Origin of the sequence: Ideonella alba, from assembly GCF_018069875.1 — a bacterium.
GTDB classification, from domain to species: Bacteria; Pseudomonadota; Gammaproteobacteria; order Burkholderiales; family Burkholderiaceae_C; genus Ideonella; species Ideonella alba.
In genome coordinates this window covers 325,792-344,891 of the sequence record NZ_JAGQDF010000005.1, presented here as the reverse complement: position 1 = coordinate 344,891, position 19,100 = coordinate 325,792, and the positions used below count along the sequence as shown (strand labels likewise).

At 72.5% G+C, this 19,100-nt stretch carries 18 protein-coding genes; 17 read left to right on the top strand and 1 reads right to left on the bottom strand.

Going from position 1 to position 19,100, the window contains the following annotated elements; all coding sequences use genetic code 11:
• Nucleotides 1-3: 3 nt before the first annotated feature.
• The 16 genes from KAK07_RS11160 (at nucleotide 4) to KAK07_RS11085 (ending at nucleotide 16,248) form a co-directional block, all read left to right on the top strand.
• Entirely contained in the window at nucleotides 4-639 is a 636-nt protein-coding gene (locus tag KAK07_RS11160; RefSeq protein ID WP_210860713.1) for an outer membrane beta-barrel domain-containing protein, read from the top strand.
• An 8-nt stretch (nucleotides 640-647) separates the two neighbouring features.
• Nucleotides 648-1,145: a TlpA disulfide reductase family protein gene (locus tag KAK07_RS11155; RefSeq protein ID WP_247661154.1), complete on the top strand. Its 498-nt coding sequence runs from the start codon at nucleotides 648-650 to the stop codon at nucleotides 1,143-1,145.
• A gap of 2 nt (nucleotides 1,146-1,147) precedes the next feature.
• Nucleotides 1,148-1,369, top strand: a complete 222-nt coding sequence (locus tag KAK07_RS11150) for a DUF4266 domain-containing protein (protein ID WP_210854556.1) — start codon at nucleotides 1,148-1,150, stop codon at nucleotides 1,367-1,369.
• Complete coding sequence (locus KAK07_RS11145; protein WP_210860711.1) at nucleotides 1,356-2,489, top strand: DUF3570 domain-containing protein; 1,134 nt, start codon at nucleotides 1,356-1,358, stop codon at nucleotides 2,487-2,489. The genes KAK07_RS11150 and KAK07_RS11145 overlap by 14 nt, the downstream gene beginning before the upstream one ends.
• A 5-nt stretch (nucleotides 2,490-2,494) precedes the next feature.
• Complete coding sequence (locus tag KAK07_RS11140) at nucleotides 2,495-3,049, top strand: AraC family transcriptional regulator (RefSeq protein ID WP_210854554.1); 555 nt, start codon at nucleotides 2,495-2,497, stop codon at nucleotides 3,047-3,049.
• The gene (locus tag KAK07_RS11135) at nucleotides 3,046-5,016 is read left to right on the top strand and encodes a hypothetical protein (RefSeq protein ID WP_210860709.1); all 1,971 of its coding nucleotides are present in this window, start codon (nucleotides 3,046-3,048) and stop codon (nucleotides 5,014-5,016) included. Before KAK07_RS11140 ends, KAK07_RS11135 begins: the two co-directional genes overlap by 4 nt.
• Nucleotides 5,003-8,062: a tetratricopeptide repeat protein gene (locus tag KAK07_RS11130; RefSeq protein WP_210860707.1), complete on the top strand. Its 3,060-nt coding sequence runs from the start codon at nucleotides 5,003-5,005 to the stop codon at nucleotides 8,060-8,062. The genes KAK07_RS11135 and KAK07_RS11130 overlap by 14 nt, the downstream gene beginning before the upstream one ends.
• Nucleotides 8,059-8,349, top strand: coding sequence for a hypothetical protein (locus KAK07_RS11125; protein ID WP_210860704.1), 291 nt, complete (start codon nucleotides 8,059-8,061; stop codon nucleotides 8,347-8,349). Before KAK07_RS11130 ends, KAK07_RS11125 begins: the two co-directional genes overlap by 4 nt.
• A complete protein-coding gene (locus KAK07_RS11120; protein ID WP_210804151.1) occupies nucleotides 8,346-8,987 on the top strand; it encodes a MotA/TolQ/ExbB proton channel family protein in 642 nt (213 codons plus the stop codon). Before KAK07_RS11125 ends, KAK07_RS11120 begins: the two co-directional genes overlap by 4 nt.
• A gap of 4 nt (nucleotides 8,988-8,991) precedes the next feature.
• A complete protein-coding gene (locus tag KAK07_RS11115; protein ID WP_210854550.1) occupies nucleotides 8,992-9,480 on the top strand; it encodes an ExbD/TolR family protein in 489 nt (162 codons plus the stop codon).
• 1 nt (nucleotide 9,481) lies between these two features.
• Nucleotides 9,482-9,979, top strand: a complete 498-nt coding sequence (locus tag KAK07_RS11110) for an ExbD/TolR family protein (protein ID WP_210854549.1) — start codon at nucleotides 9,482-9,484, stop codon at nucleotides 9,977-9,979.
• Nucleotides 9,976-11,118, top strand: coding sequence for an AgmX/PglI C-terminal domain-containing protein (locus KAK07_RS11105; RefSeq protein ID WP_247664320.1), 1,143 nt, complete (start codon nucleotides 9,976-9,978; stop codon nucleotides 11,116-11,118). Before KAK07_RS11110 ends, KAK07_RS11105 begins: the two co-directional genes overlap by 4 nt.
• 55 nt (nucleotides 11,119-11,173) lie before the next feature.
• Nucleotides 11,174-11,584 (top strand): hypothetical protein, encoded by a 411-nt coding sequence (locus tag KAK07_RS11100; RefSeq protein ID WP_210854547.1) that lies wholly within the window; start codon nucleotides 11,174-11,176, stop codon nucleotides 11,582-11,584.
• Between the two features lie 139 nt (nucleotides 11,585-11,723).
• On the top strand, nucleotides 11,724-12,581 hold the full coding sequence (locus KAK07_RS11095; RefSeq protein ID WP_210860703.1) for an amino acid adenylation domain-containing protein: 858 nt from the start codon (nucleotides 11,724-11,726) through the stop codon (nucleotides 12,579-12,581).
• A 74-nt stretch (nucleotides 12,582-12,655) separates the two neighbouring features.
• Nucleotides 12,656-14,557 carry a M48 family metallopeptidase gene (locus tag KAK07_RS11090; RefSeq protein WP_210860701.1) on the top strand — a complete coding sequence of 634 codons (1,902 nt, stop codon included), beginning with the start codon at nucleotides 12,656-12,658 and terminating at the stop codon, nucleotides 14,555-14,557.
• A 284-nt stretch (nucleotides 14,558-14,841) separates the two neighbouring features.
• On the top strand, nucleotides 14,842-16,248 hold the full coding sequence (locus tag KAK07_RS11085; protein ID WP_210860699.1) for a hypothetical protein: 1,407 nt from the start codon (nucleotides 14,842-14,844) through the stop codon (nucleotides 16,246-16,248).
• Here KAK07_RS11085 and KAK07_RS11080 read toward each other — a convergent pair.
• Nucleotides 16,229-17,632: an aminotransferase-like domain-containing protein gene (locus KAK07_RS11080; RefSeq protein ID WP_210860697.1), complete on the bottom strand. Its 1,404-nt coding sequence runs from the start codon at nucleotides 17,630-17,632 to the stop codon at nucleotides 16,229-16,231. The two genes, KAK07_RS11085 and KAK07_RS11080, sit on opposite strands and share 20 nt — an antisense overlap.
• A 123-nt stretch (nucleotides 17,633-17,755) precedes the next feature.
• On the opposite strand from KAK07_RS11080, the gene gabT reads away from it, so the two are divergent.
• The gene (gene gabT, locus KAK07_RS11075; protein ID WP_210860696.1) at nucleotides 17,756-19,060 is read left to right on the top strand and encodes a 4-aminobutyrate--2-oxoglutarate transaminase; all 1,305 of its coding nucleotides are present in this window, start codon (nucleotides 17,756-17,758) and stop codon (nucleotides 19,058-19,060) included.
• Nucleotides 19,061-19,100: the final 40 nt, after the last annotated feature.

Below are 19,100 nucleotides of genomic sequence, written 5' to 3'. Positions count from 1 at the left end.
CCGATGAAGCCCCTGACCCACCTCCTGGCCGCACTGGCCCTGGCCTGCTCCCTGCCCCTGGCCCGCGCCCAAACCCCACCGCCGGCCGAGCAGCCGGTGCAACCGACAGTCGAGCGGCGTGACGTGAAGCTGCCGCGCCTGCCCTCGACCGATTTCGAGGTGGGGCTGTTCTTCGGCATCTACTCGGTGCAGAACTTCGGTACGCAGGGCGCGGCCGGCCTGCGCCTGGCCTACCACCTCACCGAGGACTGGTTCGTCGAGGCCGCGCTGGGCCAGGCCAAGGTCAGCGACGAGGCCTTTCGCCGCGTGCTGCCCGGCGGCGTGATCACGCCGGGCCAGGAAACGCTGAAGTACATGAACCTCTCGGCCGGCTACAACCTGCTGCCCGGCGAGCTGTTCCTGGGCGCGCAGCGCGCGCTGCCCACGCAGCTCTACCTGATCGGCGGCGTCGGCACCACCCGCTTCAACGGCCAGCGCGCGCAGACCTTCAACCTGGGCATGGGCTGGCGCGTCTTCCTGCGCGACGAGTGGGCGCTGCGCGTGGACCTGCGTGACCACCTGTTCCCGCTGGACCTGCTGGGCCAGCGCGACCGCACCCACAACCCCGAGCTGACGCTGGGCGCCTCGTTCCTGTTCTGAGCGCCATGATGCTGACCCGACGCCACTGCCTGCTGGCTCCGCTGGCCGCGGCCGCACTGCCCGCACGCGCCACCATCGCCCCGGGCGCGGCGGCGCCCGACTTCACGCTGCGCCAGCTCAGTGGCGCGCCGCTGCGCCTGCGCGAGCAGCGCGGCCAGGTGCTGATGCTGAACTTCTGGGCCAGCTGGTGCGGCCCCTGCCGCGACGAGATGCCGCTGCTCTCGCGCCTGCACGACAAGTACCGCGCCTCGGGTTTCGCGCTGTGGGGCGTCAACGTCGACGACGAGCCGAAGAACGCCGCCGCCACCGTCGACAAGCTGCGCACCGCCTTCCCGGTGCTGCTGGACACCGACAAGGCGGTCAGCCGCCTCTACGAGATCAAGGCCATGCCCAGCACCCTGCTGATCGACCGCGACGGCGTGCTGCGCCGCCTGCACCGCGGCTACCAGGCCGGCTGGGTCGAGTCGCTCTACGAACCCCAGCTGCGCGAACTGCTGCGAGACTGACGATGAAGCCCACGCTGATGCTGATGCTGTGCGCCGCCGCGCTGTCCGGCTGCGCCATCCCCGAGCCCTGGGTCGCGCCTTACGAGCGCGAGCGCCTGGCCGACCCGATGATGAACCCGGGCCGCGACCAGCTGGCCGCGCGCCACCGCGAGCACGTCTACACGGTGCGCGAAGCTGCCCGTGGCGCCAACGGCGTGCAAGGAGGCGGCTGTGGCTGCAACTGACACGCTGCGCCGCGTTGCCCGCCTGCTGGCGCGCGCGCTGGGGCTGGGCGGCGGCGCCCTGCTCGCCCCCGCCGCGCAGGCGGTGGACCTGCCGCCCGACGGCGCCGAGGCGCTGATCCACATCTACAACGGCGGCGGCGTGCGCGCCATCGGTCCGGCGCTGCTGGTGCGCAAGAGCATCGCCGACCGGGTGCAGCTCAGCGGTCAGCTCTACGTGGATGCGGTCAGCAATGCCTCGATTGACGTGGTCACCACCGCCAGCCCATTCAAGGAGACGCGCACCGAGCTGGGCGTGGGTGTCGACCACGCAGTGCGCGACACCCTGCTGCACCTGGGCCTGACGAACAGCACCGAGCCCGACTACACCGCCCGCACGCTCAGCGCCGACATCAGCCAGGAGGTCTGGAGCGGCATGGCCACGGTGAGCCTGGGCTTCAGCCGCGGCGCCGACCAGGTCAAGCGCCATGGCGACCCGGGCTTTGCCGATGAGGCCCGCCACTGGCAATGGCGCGCCGGCTGGACGCAGGTGCTCAGCCCGCGCTGGCTGGCCGCGCTCAGCGCCGAATCGCTGGCCGATGACGGCTACCTGGGCAGCCCCTACCGAGCCGCGCGCGTCTTCGGCGCGCTGGTGCCCGAGCGCGTGCCGCGCAGCCGCAGCGGCCAGGCCGTCAAGCTGCGCGTGCAGGGCGACCTGTCGTCCGACAGCGTGCGTCAGGCGATGCGCGCCGAGGGTCGCCTCTACCGCGACAACTGGGGCATCCAGGCCGTGACGCTGGAAGGCGGCTACAGCCGCTACCTCGGCAGCGCTCTGGGCGACTGGCTGGCCGAGGGCTTCGTGCGCCTCAACCGCCAGCAGGCGGCCAGCTTCTACAGCGACGACGCCACCCGCGAGACGCTCTACGTCAGCCGCAACCGCCAGCTGGGCAGCTTCACCAGCACCAGCCTGGGCGCCAAGGCCAGCCGCGCCGCCGGCGGCCGCTGGCAGGACTGGAACCTGCGTCTGGGCGGCTCGCTCGAGCTGGTGAACTTCCGCCACAGCGACTACACCGACCTGCGCTCCGGCGCGGCCTACCGATTCACCGGCCTGCTGCTGCAAGTGCAGGCCACCGGCAGCTTCTGACACCGATGACCCGCCTCCTCCTGCTCGTGCTGGCCCTGCTCGCCGGCCCCTCGACCGCCCTGGCCCAGACCGCGGCGCCGGCCGCACCGGCCGCCTCCGCCCCGGCGCAGCCCGATGCTGCACTCGACGCCCGCGCCCAGGCGCTGAAGGCCCAGGTGCTGCAGCTCAACCGCGACCTGCTGGTGCTGGAAGAGGAACTGCTCTACCCGGCCAGCAGCCAGGTGGCGGTGTTCGTGTCGATGGACGTGGGCCAGCTCTTCGGTCTGGAGTCGGTGCAGGTCAAGCTCGACGACAAGGTGGTCGCGCAGCACCTCTACACCGAGCGCGAGGTGGCCGCGCTGCACCGCGGCGGCGTGCAGCGCCTGTGGCTGGGCAACCTGAAGGCCGGCACGCACGAGGTCACCGCCTTCTTCACCGGCCAGGGCCCGCATGCGCGCGATTACCGGCGCGCCACCACGCTGAACTTCGACAAGGCCGGCGAGGCGCGCTACATCGAGCTGCGCATCACCGACCGCCTGACCAAGTTGCAGCCCGAGTTCGACGTCAAGGTCTGGCAGTGAAGCGTCTGTTGCTGTCCCTGGCGCTGGCCGCGGCCGTGCCGGCCCAGGCCGCGGTCGATCCGCCGCCGGTGCGCGCGCTGCAGGCGCCGCACTGGGGCGATGGCTTGTTCTTCTTCTTCCAGGACCGCCACTTCGACGCGCTGAGCGCCTTGATGGTGTCGCAGCACTTCGACCGCCTGGGCCTGCACGGCGACGAGGCGGCGCTGCTGCGCGGCGGCCTGCTGCTGGCCTGGGGCATGCACGACGAAGCGGCCGCCGTCTTCGAGCGGCTGCTGACCGACAGCGCCGACGCCGCCGTGCGCGACCGCGCCTGGTACTTCCTGGCCCAGGTGCGCTACGCCCGTGGCCTGGACGATGAGGCCCAGACCGCGCTGGACCGCATCGGCGCCCCGCTGGCCGACGGCCTGGAGCCGGCGCGCGCGCTGCTGGCCGCCCAGGTGGCGCTGGCGCGCCAGCAGCCCGATGCGGCGGCCGCCGCGCTGACCGCGCTGGCCGAACAGCCCTACGACCCCAGCGCCACCACCGGCCCGGCGCGCAGCTGGTGGGCCCGCTTCTGGGCCTGGCTGGGCGTCAGCCTGGCCACCGACCCGCAGGGCAGGCCCGTGGACGACGCCCCGCTCTACGCCCGCTACAACCTGGGCGTGGCCCTGGTGCGCGCCGGCCGGCTGGACGAAGGGCGGCCCTGGCTGGAGCGCCTGGGCACCATGCCCGCCGCGCACGAATCCCAGCGCGCGCTGCGCGACCAGGCCAATCTGGCGCTGGGCTATGCCGCGCTGCAGGCCAGCGAGCCCGAGGCGGCGCGCACCGCGCTGGAGCGCGTGCGGCTGCAAGGCCCGTCCTCGGCCAAGGCGCTGCTGGGCTTCGGCTGGGCCGACCTGGCGCTGAAGAACCCCCGCCGCGCGCTGCTGCCCTGGCAGGAGCTGGCCGGGCGCGACCCTGGGGATGCCGCGGTGCTGGAGTCGCGCATCGCCATCCCCTATGCGCTGGCCGAGCTGGGGGCCGACACCGCCGCCGAGGCCGCCTACAGCGACGCCCTGACCCGCTTCGACACCGAACAGCAGCGCCTGCAAGCCACCCAGGCCGAGCTGCAGCGCGACGCCTGGCTGGACGCCCTGGTGGCGCTGAACCCGGCCGACGCCATGGCCTGGTCGCGCAGCGCCGAGACCCTGCCGCCGCTGCCGCACGCCGCGCAGCTGGCGCCGGTGCTGGCCGACCACGCCTTCCAGGAGGGCTACAAGACCCTGCGCGACCTGCAGTTCCTGCACGCCCACCTCAGCGCGTGGCAGGGCACCATCGCCAGCTACCGCGACATGCTGGCGCACCGACGCGCCGTCTTCGAGCAGCGCCTGCCCGCGCTGGCCGCCGAGGAAGGCCAGCTGGCCGTGGCGCCGCTGCAGCGCCAGCAGGCGGCGCTGGAGACCGCGCTGGCCGCCGCCGAATCCAGCGGCGACGGCCAGGCCTTTGCCGATGAGCGCCAGCGCGCGCTGCAGCAGCGCATCGCCCGCGTGCGCGCCGCGCTGCAGGACCTGCCGCCTGAGCAGCAGGCCGCCCATGCCGAGCGCCTGCGCCTGCTGGCAGGGCGCCTGCAGTGGGACCTGGCCCAGGCCGCGCCGGAGGCCGCCTGGACCACCCGTCGCGCGCTGCAGGCCAGTGCCAGCGCGCTGGACGAGGCGCAGGCGCGCCGCCAGCGCTTCAGCGGCCGCCCGACCGACCAGCGCCAGGCCTTCGACGACTTTGCCCGTCGCCTGGATGCGCTCGACGCCCGCATCACCCGTCTGCTCCCGCCGCTGCAGCGCACCGCGCGCGAGCAGGCCGGCGCGCTGCAGCACCTGGCGCTGGCGGCGCTGCAGACCCAGCAGCAACGCCTGGGTGCCTATGCCCAGCAGGCCCGCTACGGCATCGCCCAACTGCACGACCGCGCGCGCCAGCCGCTGGACACCCCGGAGGCCACCGATGCGCCGCGCTGAGCCCGCCCTGCTGATCGCCGCCCTGGCCCTGGCCGGCTGCGCCAGCGGCCCGCTGCCCGGCGACGACCAGCCCACGCTCAAGGCCCTGGCCCAGCGCCCGCTGCCGGCCGTCACCCCCGGCCGCCTGCCCACCGATGAGCAGCGGGCGCTGGCCGCCTGGCAGGCCCTGCTGGCCGCCCAGCCCGACGCCAAGCAGCGCGCCCAGGCCCTGCGCCGCCTGGGTGACCTGGAGATGGACGCCACCGACGCCCGCCTGGCCAGCCAGGACGGCGCCAGCGCCGACTACCGCGCCGCCATCGCCCGCTACCAGACGCTGCTGAAGGAAACGCCCAACGACCCCGGCAATGACCGCGTGCTCTACCAGCTGGCCCGCGCCCAGGAGCTGGGCGGCGACGCGCCCGCCGCGCTGGCCACGCTGGACCGCCTGGTGGCCACCTGCCCGCAGACCACGGCGCTCGACGAAGCGCAGTTCCGCCGCGGCGAGCTGTTGTTCTCGGCGCGCCGCTACGCGCCGGCCGAAGCCGCCTTCGGCGCGGTGCTGGCCAGCCCGCGCCCGCACGGGCTGACCGAGCGCGCCCGCTACATGCAGGGCTGGAGCCAGTTCAAGCAGGCCCGGCTGGAGCCGGCACTGGGCAACTTCATGGCGGTGCTCGACACCCACCTGGCCGGCCGCGACCCCGCCGTGCCGGTGGAGCAACTGCCCGGCCTGTCGCGCGCCAACCGCGAGCTGGTCGACGACGTGCTGCGCGTCATCGCGCTGGCGCTGGAGAACCTGCAGGGCGTGGCCGCCATCGCGCCGCTGGTCGACAGCCCGCAGCGCGCCGGCTACGCGGTGCGGCTGTACCAGAACCAGGCCACGCTGTACCTGAAGCAGGACCGGCCCAAGGACGCCGCCGACGCGCTGGGCGCCTTCGTGCGCCGCGCGCCGCAGGACCCGATGGCGCCGCTGCTGCAGGCCCAGGTGGTGCGCATCCACGCCGAGGCCGGCTTCGAGCAGCAGGCCCTGGCCGCCAAGCTGGCCTTCGTCGAGCATTACGGCCTGGACCCGGCCTTCAAGGCCAGTGCCCCCGAGGCCTGGCAACGCGCCCGCCCGCTGGTGCGCGAGTTCCTGGGCGAGCTGGCCCAGCGCCACCACGCCGCCGCACAGAAGAGCCACCAGGCTGCCGATGTGCAAGCCGCCGTGCGCTGGTACCAGGCGCTGCTGACCCAGTTCCCCGACGACGCCGACAGCCCGCGCCAGCGCTTCCTGCTGGCCGAGCTGCTGTTCGAGGACCGGCAGTACGACAGCGCCGCCGCCGAGTACGAGCGCTCCGCCTACCAGGACCCGCCGCACCCGCGCAGCGCCGAGGCCGGCTACGCCGCGCTGCTGGCGCACGACGCACGCCTGAAGGCCGCGCCGGACAACGCCGCGCTGGCCGCTGAGCGCCTGGCTAGCGCGCTGCGCTTTGCCGAACGCCATGCCGCTGATCCGCGCGCCGCCGCCGTGCTGGCCGATGCCGCCGAGCGCCAGCTGCGCGCCGGCCAGGCCGCCCAGGCCCAGGCCAGCGCCGCCCGCGTGCTGGCCTGGCAGCCCGAGCCCGCCGCGCCGGTGCGCCGCAGCGCGCTGGGCGTGCAGGCCCGCGCCGCTTTCGACGCCGGCCGCTTTGCCGACGCCGAGCGCGCCACCCAGCAGGTGCTGGCGCTGACGCCCGACGGCGACGCGTCGCGCGCTGCGCTCAACGAGCGGCTGGCCGCGGCCATCTACCGCCAGGCCGAAGCCGCCCGCGACGGCGGCCAGGGCGCCCAGGCCGCCGCGCTGTTCGCCAAGGTGGGCAGCGCCGCGCCGGGCGCCTCGATCCGCGCCAACGCCGACTTCGACGCCGCCGCGCAGTGGATCGCGCTGAAGGACTGGCCGCGCGCTGCCGAGGCGCTGGAAGCCTTCCGCCGACAGCACCCCGGCCATGCGCTGCAGGCCCAGCTGCCCGCGCGCCTGGCCCTGGCCTACGACGAGTTGCAGCGCCCCGCCCTGGCCGCCGCCGAATACGAGCGCGTGGCCGCCAGCGCCAGCGAGCCCGAGGCCCGCCGCACCGCACTGTGGCTGGCTGCGCAGCGCCGCGAGAGCGCGCAGGACCGTGACGCCGCCGCCACCTGGGAGCGCTACCTCAAGGCCTGGCCGCAGCCCCTGCCCGAGGCCACCGAGGCCCGCGCCGCGCTAGCCCGCCACGCGCGCAGCCCCGCCCAGACGCTGGCCTGGCAGCGCGAACTGCTGGCCACCGAGCGCGCCGGCGGCAGCGCCCGCACCGCGCGCAGCAGGCTGCTGTCGGCACAGGCCGCGCTGGCGCTGGCCCGGCCGGCCGACGAGGCCTGCCGCGCGGTGGCGCTGACCGAGCCGCTGGCCAAGTCGCTGGCGCTGAAGAAGACCCGCCTGGAGGCCGCGCTGCAGGCCTGGGGCGTGGCCGCCGAGGACGGGGTGGCCGAAGGGGTCACCGCCGCCACCTTTGCCAGTGCATCGCTCTACCAGGAGTTCGGTCAGGCGCTGCTGAAGTCCCAGCGGCCGAAGAAGCTCAGCAAGGCCGAGCGCGAACAGTACGACGTGCTGCTGGAAGAGCAGGCCTACCCGTTCGAGGAGAAAGCCATCGCGCTGCACGAAGCCAACGCGGCCCGGGTGCGCCAGGGCCAGTGGGACGAGCCGGTGCGCCAGAGCCTGGCCGCGCTGCGCACGCTGCGCCCGGCGCGCTGGGCCAAGGCCGAGCGCCGCGACGAGGCCGCCGGCGCTGCCGCGCAGCTCAACCGCGAGGCCATCGCGCTGCGCGAGCAAGGCAAGCTGCCCGAGGCCCGCGCGCGCTGGCAGCAGGCGCTGGCCGCCGAGCCGGGCCACGCCGCCTCGGTGCTGAACCTGGGCGTGCTGCTGGACCTGTACCTGGACGAGCCGGTGGCGGCACTCGCCCAGTACCAGCGCTACCTCGAGCTGACCCCGGGCGGCGACGCCCAGGTCGGCAAGTGGGTGGCCGAGCTCAAACCGCGCGCCGCCAAGGCCGCTGCCCCGGTGAAGAAGGAGGCCACATGAGAGCCCTGACTGCCGCCGTGCTGCTGCTGGCCGCCTGCGCGGCCAGCGCGCAGGACCGCGCCGACATGGACCCCAGCCGCATCGTCGGCAACCGCGAGCTGCCCAAGGTCATCTACATCGTGCCCTGGAAGAAGCCGCTGCCCGATGCGCTGCAGGGCAAGCCGCCCACCAGCCTGGTCGACGAGGTGCTGGCCCCGCTCGACCGCGACGTGCACAAGCGCCGCCTGCGCTTTGCCAACGAATCCAACCCCACCGCCCAACCCACCGCCAACGAGAGCCCCCGATGAATGCCTTCGATACCGCTGTCAAGTTCTTCCAGGATTGCGGCCTGTTCATCTACCCCAGCCTGCTGATCATGTCGCTGGGCCTGGCCATTGCCATCGAGCGCTTCGTCTTCCTGCGCCGCGCGCGCAGCGACAACCGGGCGCTGTGGGAACAGGTGCAGCCGCTGCTGGGCCAGGGCCAGCTCAAGCAGGTGCAGTCGCTGGCCAGTGCGTCGGACGCCGCGCTGGGCAAGCTGGTGGCCAACGGGCTGGACCGGCTGCAGACCTCGAAGAAGCGCGAGGACATCGACGCCGCGATGGAAGAAGGGATGATGGAGATCGTCCCGCGCCTGGAGAAGCGCACCCACTACATCGCCACCTTCGCCAACGTGATCACGCTGGTCGGCCTGCTGGGCACGATCATGGGCCTGATCAAGGCCTTCACCGCGGTGGCCCAGGTCAACCCGGCGGAGAAGGCCGAGCTGCTGTCGGCGTCCATCTCCATCGCGATGAACAACACCGCCTTCGCGCTGATGGTGGCCATTCCCTTCCTGCTGGTGCATGCCTTCCTGCAGGCGCGCACGGCGGAGATCGTCGACGGCCTGGAGGCCGCCAAGATCAGCTTCCTGAACACCGTGCAGCGCCTGGCCGGCACGCACTGACGCCATGGCGATCCGACGCTTGCGCAAGGCGCCAGCGGCGCTGGAGGTCACCGCGTTCATCAACCTGATCGTGGTGCTGGTGCCCTTTCTGCTGTCCACCGCGGTGTTCACCCGGCTGGCGGTGCTGGAGCTGAACCTGCCGGCGCAGACCGCCGGCGTGGAGAAGCTGCAGGTCGACAAGCTGCAACTGGAACTGGTGCTGCGCGCCGATGCGATTGACGTGGGCGACCGCATCGGTGGCCTGATCGCGCACCTGCCGCACACCGCCGACGGCCCGGATGTGCGCGCGCTGAACGCGCTGCTGCACCAGGTCAAGGCGAAGTTCCCGGACGAGAAGGCCGCCACGCTGCTGGCCCGCCCTGACACGCCCTACCGCACCCTGGTGGCGCTGATGGATGCCACCCGAGAGGGCCGCACCACCCGCGGCACCGAGGTGGTCAAGGCCGAGCTGTTCCCGGTGATCTCACTGGGCGACGCTCCGCAGGGGAAGTGACATGGCCAAGCTGACCCCGCTGCAAAAACGCGCCGCCCGCAAGGCCCGCGACCACGACATGGTCGACATGAACCTGGTCTCGCTGATCGACGTGTTCACGATCCTGATCTTCTTCCTGCTGTCCAACGCCACCGAGGTGGAGATCCTGCCGGCCAGCAAGGCGGTGCGCCTGCCCGAGTCGGTGGCCGAGACCGCGCCGCAGGCCACGCTGGTGGTGACGGTGAGCGCCGAGGACATCGTGGTCGAAGGCCGCCGCGTGGCCGCCACGCCCGAGGCCCTGGCGCAGACCGAGGACCTGATCGCGCCGCTGCAGGCTGAGCTGCAGCGCCTGCTGGCCGAGCGCCAGGCGGTGCGCGCCGAGAACGACCGCAAGAGCGTCACGCTGATGGCCGACCAGGAGCTGCCCTACCAGCTGCTGCGCAAGGTCATGGTGTCCTGCGCCCGCGCGGGCCTGGAGGACGTGCGCTTCGCGGTGCGGCAGAAGGCGGTGTCGTCATGAATGCCGCGATGACGATGCCCGCGGTGAGCTTTCGCCAGCCGGTGCTGGCCTGGTCGGTCTCGGCGATCGACGAGGCACGCTTTCGCCGCCTGTGGCGCGGCCTGCTGCTGGCCAGCCTGCTGGGCGCGCTGGTGGCCGGCTGGCTGCCGCGGCCCGAGCGCGCGCCCGAGGCCCGGCCCGGCCTGAGCGCGCCGATGGTCAAGCTGCTGGAGGAGAAGCGCCTGGCGCCTCCACCGCTGCCGGTGCGGCCCGCGCCCACTGAGGACAAGCCGGCCATCGACAAGACCGCCGAGCGCCCGCCCGCCGAGAAGGACACGCCGGCGAAGAAGGCCCCGAAGCCGCGCAACGAGCAACCCAACCCCGATCAGCCGCCGGTGCCCGAAGCGCGCCGACCCATCGAGGGCCGCGCGCCCGGCGAGGTCGGCCCGCGCCAGCGTGCCGCCGGCGTCGGCCTGCTGGCGATGAAGGACCAGCTGGCGGCCATCCACGGCGCGCCCACCGCGGTGCAGCTGCAGGAGAAGATCAACCCCGGCCCGGGCGTCGGCGTGGCCACCGGACCCGGCGTGGGCGCCGGCACCCAGCCGGGCCTGCCCGACCGCGCGCTGATCACCAGCAACGCCACCGGCGGCAGCGGCGGCATCAACACCGCCGCGCTCAGCCGCGACAGCGGCGGCGGCGGTCTGGCCGGCCGCAGCACCACGCTGGTCGAAGGCGTGGCCGGGGGGGGCGGCGGGGGCGGCCCGGGCGGCGGGGGCGGCTCAGCCACCGGCGGCAAGGGCAACGGCACCGGCGTGGGCGGCGCCAGCGCCAGCAAGGGCGGTGCGGTGCAGCGCGGCAACAGCGGCAAGGCCTCGCGCTCGCTGGAGGAGATCCGGCTGGTCTTCGAGCGCCACAAGGGCGCGATCTACGCGATCTACAACCGCGCCTTGCGCGACGACCCGTCGCTGCAGGGCAAGGTGGTGGTGGAGCTGCGCATCGCCCCGGCCGGCAACGTCAGCGGGCTGCGCCTGGTCAGCAGCGAACTGAAGACGCCCGAGCTGGAGAGCAAGCTGCTGGCGCGCATCCGCCAGTTCGACTTCGGCGCCAAGGACGTGGACGAGATGGTGGTCAGCTGGCCGCTGGATTTCCTGCCCTCGTGACCGGGGTGGCGCCGGGCGGCGAGAATGCAGTGGTCCGCCACCGCCCACACGCCGCATGAGCCCGCCACGCCAGCGCTTTCGCCGCCGTCCCGACCAGGCTGTCACCGCCGTGCAACTGCGGCTGGACACCGATGGTCTGGTGTACCGCAAGTGGGGCGACCTGCAGCGTGCCCGGGCGGGCGACTGGCTGGTGGACAACGACGGCGATGTCTACACCGTCGCTGCCGACAGCTTCGCGGCCACCTACCGCGAGGTCTCGCCCGGCCGTTTCGTGAAGAGCGCGCCGGTGTGGGCCGTGCAGGCCGGCAGCGCCGGCAGCGTGGTCACCCGCGAGGGCCGCACCCACCACGCCGCCGGCGACTGGCTGGTGTCCAACCAGCCCGACGGCGGCGACGCCTATGCCATCAGCGCCGAGCGCTTTGCGCAGCTCTACGAGCCGGACGACCCGGGCCTTAGCGCTGTTTAGCGCCAGCGGCGCCTAGAGTGGCGGGGTGACAGCCACGCCCTCTTCCACGCAGACCGGGACGACCACCCCACGGCCGACGGCACCGGCCGCGGCCGCGCTGGCCGCCGAGATCGCCCTGTGCGGTTGGCGGCAGCTGTTCATGCCCGACGCCCCCCCGCCGCGGCTGCCCGAGGCGCTGACCGTGGCCTGGTGGCGGTCCCGCCAACCCTGGCTGCTGCGGCACCAGCACACCGGCATCGCCCATCAGCTGGAGGCGCTCGAGCAGGCGCTGGCGGCGATCGCCTGGATCCGCCTGGACAACGGGCCCGAGCACATCAACGACCGCATTGCGCAGGCGATGGCCCTGATCGATTCAGCCGGCCTGCGGCGCCTGCGCTCGCGGCTGCGGGTGCTGCGTCGGCAGGCGCTGCATGTGGCCCATCACTACCAGGGCTCGCTGCTGTGCCGCTCCTGCGCCCGGCTGCTGGAGCACATCGCCGCGACGGCACGTGTGCTGCATGACCACCTGGACGCGCCGGCGCTGCGCCAGTCGCTGGCGCGGGCTGAACGCCTGTGGGCGGCGTCGGACACCGTGCGGCGCGCCCGGGAGATGCAGGCGCTGGTGCAGGGACTGGTCGAGCGTCTGCGCTCGATGGACGCCGGTGGCGCCTCCAGCATGTCCGGGCACATCGTGCCCGCCTTTCGCACCTTCGAGCAGGACCCCGGCGAGGCCACGCGCGAGCCGCTGGCCCGCCACATGCACGCCTATGCCCATGACCTGTGGGCCCGCGTGCGGCGGCTGCTGGCCCTGAGCGAGCCGCCGCATGGCGCGCCCCTACCCCTGGACCGGTCGGCCGCCGACAGCCTGTGCCGCCGCCTGGCCGTCTTCGCCCACGACGAACGCGGCCGCTTCCTGGACGACCTGCCACCCGAGCAGGTGCTGCTGAAGGTGGCCGAGCTGTCCAAGCTGGGCGCCCTGGCCCAGCAACTGCTGGGACCCCTGGCCGCCGGGCGCTGAGCCCCCCCGGCCGCGCCAGGTCCGACACTGGCCCGACAATCGGCCGCGCGCAAGGACACGGGAGGGAGGTGCGCGTGAACGACACAGACATCGAGGCCATGGTGGCCCGCCTGGAGGCCCACAGCGCGGCCCATCCATGGCGCTACCGGATCCATGTGGCAGCCCTGGTGCTGCTGGGGTTCGTGATCGTGCTGGCGGTGGCCGGCGGCGCAGGGCTGCTGCTGCTGCTCGTGCTGGCCACTGTGCTGGCGCTGTTGTGGAGCGGCTCGCCGGCCGTCTGGCTGCTGGTGGCCAAGCTGGGCAAGCTGCTGCTGCTGCTGATCTGGCCGCTGTGGTCGGTGCTCAAGCAGTCGATGCAGTCGCTGTTCACGCGTTTCGACCCGCCGCAGGGCCTGGTGGTCGGGCGGGCCCAGGCGCCGGTGCTGTTCGAGCAACTGGATCGGCTGCGCCGCGAACTCAAGGGCCCCCCGGTGCACGAGGTGCAGGTCTTCGATGAAGTGCAGGCGGCCGTGGTCCAGCACCCGCGTCTGGGCCTGGTGGGTTGGCCGCGCAACTACCTGCGCCTGGGCCTGCCGCTGCTGGAGGCGCTGTCGCCCGACGAGGCGCTGGCGGTGGTGGCCCACGAGTACGGTCACCTGCGCGGTGCGCACGGCCGCTTTGGCGCCTTTGTCTACCGGCTGCGCCTGAGCTGGAGCGCCTTGCTCGACCAGACGGCCCGCGCCGAGGGCCGCCTGGGCCGCTGGTCGTCGGCCTGGCTGCGCCGCTTCGTGCCGCATTTCAATGCCTACACCCAGGTGCTGGCGCGCGCCGAGGAGTACGCGGCCGACCAGACCTCGGTGCGCTGGGTCGGCGCCGCCGCGGCGGCCAATGCGCTGAAGCGGGTCAACCTGGCCGCCGCCGCCTGGTCGCAGTGGCACGACGAGTTGTTCCGGGGGGTGCGCGATCAACCCAGCCCGCCGACCGACCGCGCCCAGCGCTGGGCCGCGCTGTGCCGGCACAGCGACCCGCGCGCCGGCAACTGGTGGGTGCAGGCCGCCGACCGCCCGGCCGAGGTGATGGACACGCACCCGACGCCGCGCCGCCGTCTGCTGGCGATGGGGCTCGGTGCGGATGCGGTCGAGGCCACGCCACCGCCGCTGGCAGGCCCCAGTGCCGCCGAGGCCTGGTTCGGGCCCGGCGTGGCCTCGCTGCGCGAGCAGTTGCAGCAGCGCTGGCACGAGTCCATCGCCGAGGACTGGACCGAGCGCCACAGCGAACACCGCCAATGGCTGGCACGCGTGGCCGAGCTGCAGGCCCTGCCCGAGCGCGACCACGCGGCCGAACTGGAGCTGCTGAACCTGCGCCTGCGCACCGAACCCGAGGCCGATCTGCGCGCGCCGCTGCAGGCCCGGGTCGACGCCGAACCCGACAACGCGCTGGCCCACTACCTGCTGGGCCTGGCGCAACTCCGTGCCGACGACGTCCAGGGGCTGCAGAGCCTGGAGCGGGTGATCGCGCTGGATCCGCCCTCGACCAAGCCCGCCTGCGAGCGCGCCTGGGAATGGCTGCGCAGCCGCGACCGCGACGCCGCCGCGCACTGGCAGCAGCGCTGGCACGAGCGCCACGCGCTGGAGCAGGCGCGCGACCGGCAGCTGGAGAAGGTCAGCCCCACCGACCGTCTGGCCCCACCGGCGCTGGACGATGCCGCGCGCCACGAGGTGTTGCGCCTGTTGGCCACCCAGCAGGCCGTGCGACGGGCCTGGGTGGTGCGGCGTCTGATCGATGCCGATCCGACCGTGGTGGTCCATCTGGTGGTCCTGGAGCTGGGCTGGTGGGCCCGCCTGCGCCGCCAGCATGCGGACATCGTCTCGGCGCTGGCCCGCCAGCCGTGGCCGATGGGCTGCCACCTGCTGACGGCCCACACGCGTCGACGCCCGAAGGCGGAGAAGGTCGACGGTGCCTGGTGCGCCGTCAACCCGCGCACGGCTAGCGCCTGACCGGGTCGGCCGCGGCCCGTCGGCGGGTGGTCGACCCCACGTCCGCGGCGCTGCGCCACCCCGCGCCGCGCACATGGGCGATCCGGCAACGTCCTCGCGGGCGCCTGCGGGGCCGCTTCGTCAGCCACGCCGTGGGTCGTGCCGCCGTCCGACACCGCTGGGTGCCCATCCCACCGCCCTGGCGTTGGCGCGCATCGTGCCCCCCCAAAGATGAAGTACCCGCCTTAGCGGTGGTTAGCGGCGGTCCGGCCAACACTCTCGGCACTTTGTAAGGAGATGCATCCATGCCGGTCGTGACCGAATTCACCCAGTCGATGGACAAGTTCAAGAAGGCGACGCTGCCGCTGTCGCCCTCCGAGTCGTTCAAGGGCTTCCGCGACAGCCACAAGAAGATCCTCGAGGCCTTGAAGGCCATGGACCAGGTGGCCGGCAAGACCGCCGAAGGCATGCGCGAGGCCTACGGCAAGTACGACCAGGAGGTCACTCTCTGGCTGGACAAGATCGACAAGCAGTTGCTGAAGGAGACCAACAAGAAGCCCCTTCAGTCCGAGCTCACGAAGTTCAAGCAGTCGCTGGCGGCACTGGGGCTGGACTACCGGCAGACCTTCACCCGCCTGGCCGAGCAGGAATCCGCCGAGTCGTCGCGCGCCGAGACCCGCGAAACCGGCAAGGGTGTGGCCCAGTCCATGGCGCAGGAGGTCAATCAGCGCAAGCTCGATGCCGCGGTGAAGTACATGAAGGAGAAGCGGTCCGAGGAACTGCACTCGCAGACCGACCTGGAAAAGAAGATGCTGCGCCAGAACCAGGAGATGGTGTCGCACAGGGAGGAGGCGCAGAAGCTGCTGCGTCTGGCCGAGCAGGACGCCGCCGACGGACGCCAGGAGCAGGCGGCGAAGAAGGCCGACCTGCTTCGACGCACGGCCGAGCAGCTGCAGGAAAATGCCCAGAGCCAGTATGAGGAGATGGACCGGGTGCAGAAGGGCTTCGCCGACTTCCGCAGCTCACTGAACTGGGGGGCGATCTCCAAGAAATTCGATCTGGACGCCGTCGCCAACACAGCGGTGTTCCAGAAGGCCTATGAGAAGGAGCTCAAGGGCCAGGCTGGCAAGTATTCCGCCGCCATCCGCCTGGGCATGTCGTGCATCCGCCTGGCCAAGGCCACCAAGGAGGTCGCCAACGATGTGGAGATGATGGCCGGGCAAGCGGTGGCCTTGTCCCGGTCGGCCAAGGACGTGCTGGAGTTCGTGCTGGTCAACCTGATGGACGGCAAGGGCAAGACCCACCGTGCCGCCTTCAACCAGGCGCTGAGCGACGAGCCGAAGAACTCGGTGGACCACCAGTTGCGCTCGCTCGAGTCCGCGCTCTCGTCGGTGAAGGGCTACGTCCAGGACTTCTCCAGCGCCCGCAACGAGGAGGACCGCACACAGGCCGCCGACAATGCGCTGATGCAGTGGGACCGTGCGGAGATCGCCCTGCTCGGTGCGCGCGAGCAACTCAACGCCGCCGTCTCCGCGCTGGGCCAGGCCAAGAGCCGCGTGCCGTCCACCTTGAGCGACAACCCGCTGGTGAAGAAGGCCCTGATGGAGATGGGCAGCAAGGTGATCGAGCGCCAACGCACGCTCAAGGAGCAGGCGCAATCCGCGGAGATGCTGGGCAAGCTGTTGCGTCAGTTCAAGATCCTGCAGGACTGAGCGCCCGCGCCAGGAAACCGAACAGCCGCTCGTCGCCACAGAAGGCGACGTTGAAGCGCATCCACGGCGTGGGCTGCAGGTCGGCCATGAACAGGTGGCCGGGGCCGAGCATGATGTCCTGCTCGGCCGCTTCGTTGGACAGCGCCACCGGGTCGGGCAGCGCCGGGTGGCGCGCCCACAGGAACATGCCGGCCTTGGGTTCGTGGAACAGCTCGAAGCCCAGGTCCATCAGGCGCTGCGCCGCCTGCTGGTGGGCACCGGCCAGGCGCTCTCGCAGCGCTTTCAGGTGCTTGCGCCAGCGGCCCTCGGTCAGCGCGCCGTGCGCCAGGCGCTCGCCGAACTCGGCGCTGGTCAGGCCGGAGATCATCTTCAGCTGCGCCAGGTCCTCGACCAGGTCGGGGTGGCCCAGCAGAAAGCCCACCCGGATGTTGGGCGAGATGGTCTTGCTGTAGCTGCCGATGGTCAGCACCCGGCTGAGCTGGTCCAGGCTGGCCAGCGAAGGGCGCGGCTCGGGGTCGAGGTCGGCATAGATGTCGTTCTCGACGATGGTGAGGTCATGCTTCTCGGCCAGTTGCAGCACCCGGTGCAGCTGGGCCAGCGACGCCACCGAGCCGGTCGGGCTGTGCAGCCGCGGCTGGGTGAAGAAGACCTTGGGGCGGTGGGCGGTCAGCAGCGATTCCAGCGCAGCCAGGTCCCAGCCCTGCGGGGTGCGCGGCACGCCCAGCAATTGCGCGCCCTGGTAGCGCAGCGCGAACAGCAGGTTGGCGTAGCCGGGGTCGTCCACCAGCACCGCGTCGCCCGGGCGCACCAGGCGGCGCACCGCCAGGTCCAGCGCCTGGCTGCTGCCCTGGGTCAGCAGCACCTGGCCGGGGTGGACCTGCACCTCCTGCTCGGCAAAGGCCTCGGCGATGTGCTGGCGCAGCGGCGGGTAGCCCTTCGGGTCGCCGTAGCCGCCCAGGTCGGCGTCATCGGCGGCCAGGTGGCGCAGCGCGCGGCGCAGGCCGTCCTCGAACAGCCAGTCACCCGGCAGCCAGCCGCAGCCGGCCTTGATGCCCAGGTGCCGGTGCTCAAAGATCTTGCGCAGGTACCACATCGAGTCGAAGCCCTGCGGCCCGCTGGCCGCGGCGGCCACCGGTGTGCCCGGCGTGGCCCGCTTGCGCACGAAGAAGCCCGAATGCGGCCGCGACACCAGGTAGCCCTGGGCCACCAGCCGGTCGAAGGCCTCGACCACGGTGAACACGCTGACCTGGTGGGCATGGGCGAATTGGCGGATCGATGGCACCTTGGTGCCGGCGCGCAGCGCGCCCTCGTCGATCTGGGCGGCGAGACCCTCGACGATCTGGGTGACCAGCGGGGTGGCGGAAGTGGGCTGCAGGCTCAGCATGGCATCTGTACTGGGCGGCGGACCGGCACAGTGTGTCCGGACGCCGCCATGGCTGTGCATGGTAGCCGGGCGCCGAAGCGCCTACGATGCGCCCATCGCCCATCCCTTGACGAGGCCCTGATCATGCCGCTTGACGCCAAAACCGCCACCGCCACCAATGCCGCGCTGATGGCGCGCCGCCGCGCCGCCCTGCCCGCCGGCCTGGGCCAGACCTACGAGGTCTTCGTCGACCGCGCCGAGAACGCCGAGGTCTGGGATGTGGAAGGCCGGCGCTACATCGACTTCGCCGGCGGCATCGCGGTGCTGAACACCGGTCACCGCCACCCGAAGATCGTCGAGGCCGTCAAGGCCCAGTTGGACCAGGTGCACCACACCTGCTTCCAGGTCGTGGCCTACGAGCCCTACGTGGAACTGGCCGAGCAGCTGATCGCCCGCACCCCGGGCAACTTCGCCAAGAAGGCCTACTTCCTGTCCACCGGCGCCGAAGCCGTGGAGAACGCCGTCAAGATCGCCCGTGCGGCCACCAAGCGCCAGGCGGTGATCGCCTTCGGCGGCGGCTTCCACGGCCGCACGCTGCTGGGCATGGCGCTGACCGGCAAGGTCGCCCCGTACAAGGCCGGCTTCGGCCCCTTCCCGGCCGAGATCTACCACGCCGAGTTCCCCAACCCGCTGCACGGCGTGACGGTGGCCGATTCGCTGCGCTCGCTGGAGCACATCTTCAAGTACGACGTCGAGGCCGAGCGCGTGGCGGCCATCATCCTGGAGCCGGTGCAGGGCGAAGGTGGCTTCTATGTGGCGCCGCCCGAATTCGCGCAGGCGCTGCGCGCGCTGTGCGACAAGCACGGCATCGTGCTGATCGCCGACGAGGTGCAGACCGGCGCCGGTCGCACCGGCACCTGGCTGGCCTGCGAGCAGTGGGGCGTGGCGCCCGACCTGGTGACCATGGCCAAGTCGATGGCCGGTGGCTTCCCCATTTCCGCGGTGATCGGCAAGGCCGAGATCATGGACAAGCCGCTGCCCGGCGGCCTGGGCGGCACCTACGCCGGCAGCCCGCTGGCCTGCGCCGCGGCGCTGGCGGTGCTCAAGGTGTTCGACGAAGAGAAGCTGCTGGAGCGCTCCAGGGCCGTGGGCCAGCGCCTGAAGGACGGCCTGACCCGGCTGGCCGGCCAGCACAAGAGCATCCAGGACGTGCGCGGCCTGGGCGCGATGGTGGCGATCGAGCTGTTCAAGGGCGGCGACCTGTCGCAGCCTGATGCCGACCTGACCAAGCGCCTGTGCACCGAAGCCATCCAGCGCGGGCTGATCCTGCTGTCCTGCGGCACCTATGGCAACGTGATCCGCATCCTGGTGCCGCTGACCGCCAGCGATGCGGTGATCGACGAGGGCATGGCGGTGCTCGCTGACTGTCTCAAAGCCTGCGGCGCCTGAACTGACGACACCCGGCTGCGGCATCGCCGCAGCCACCCTC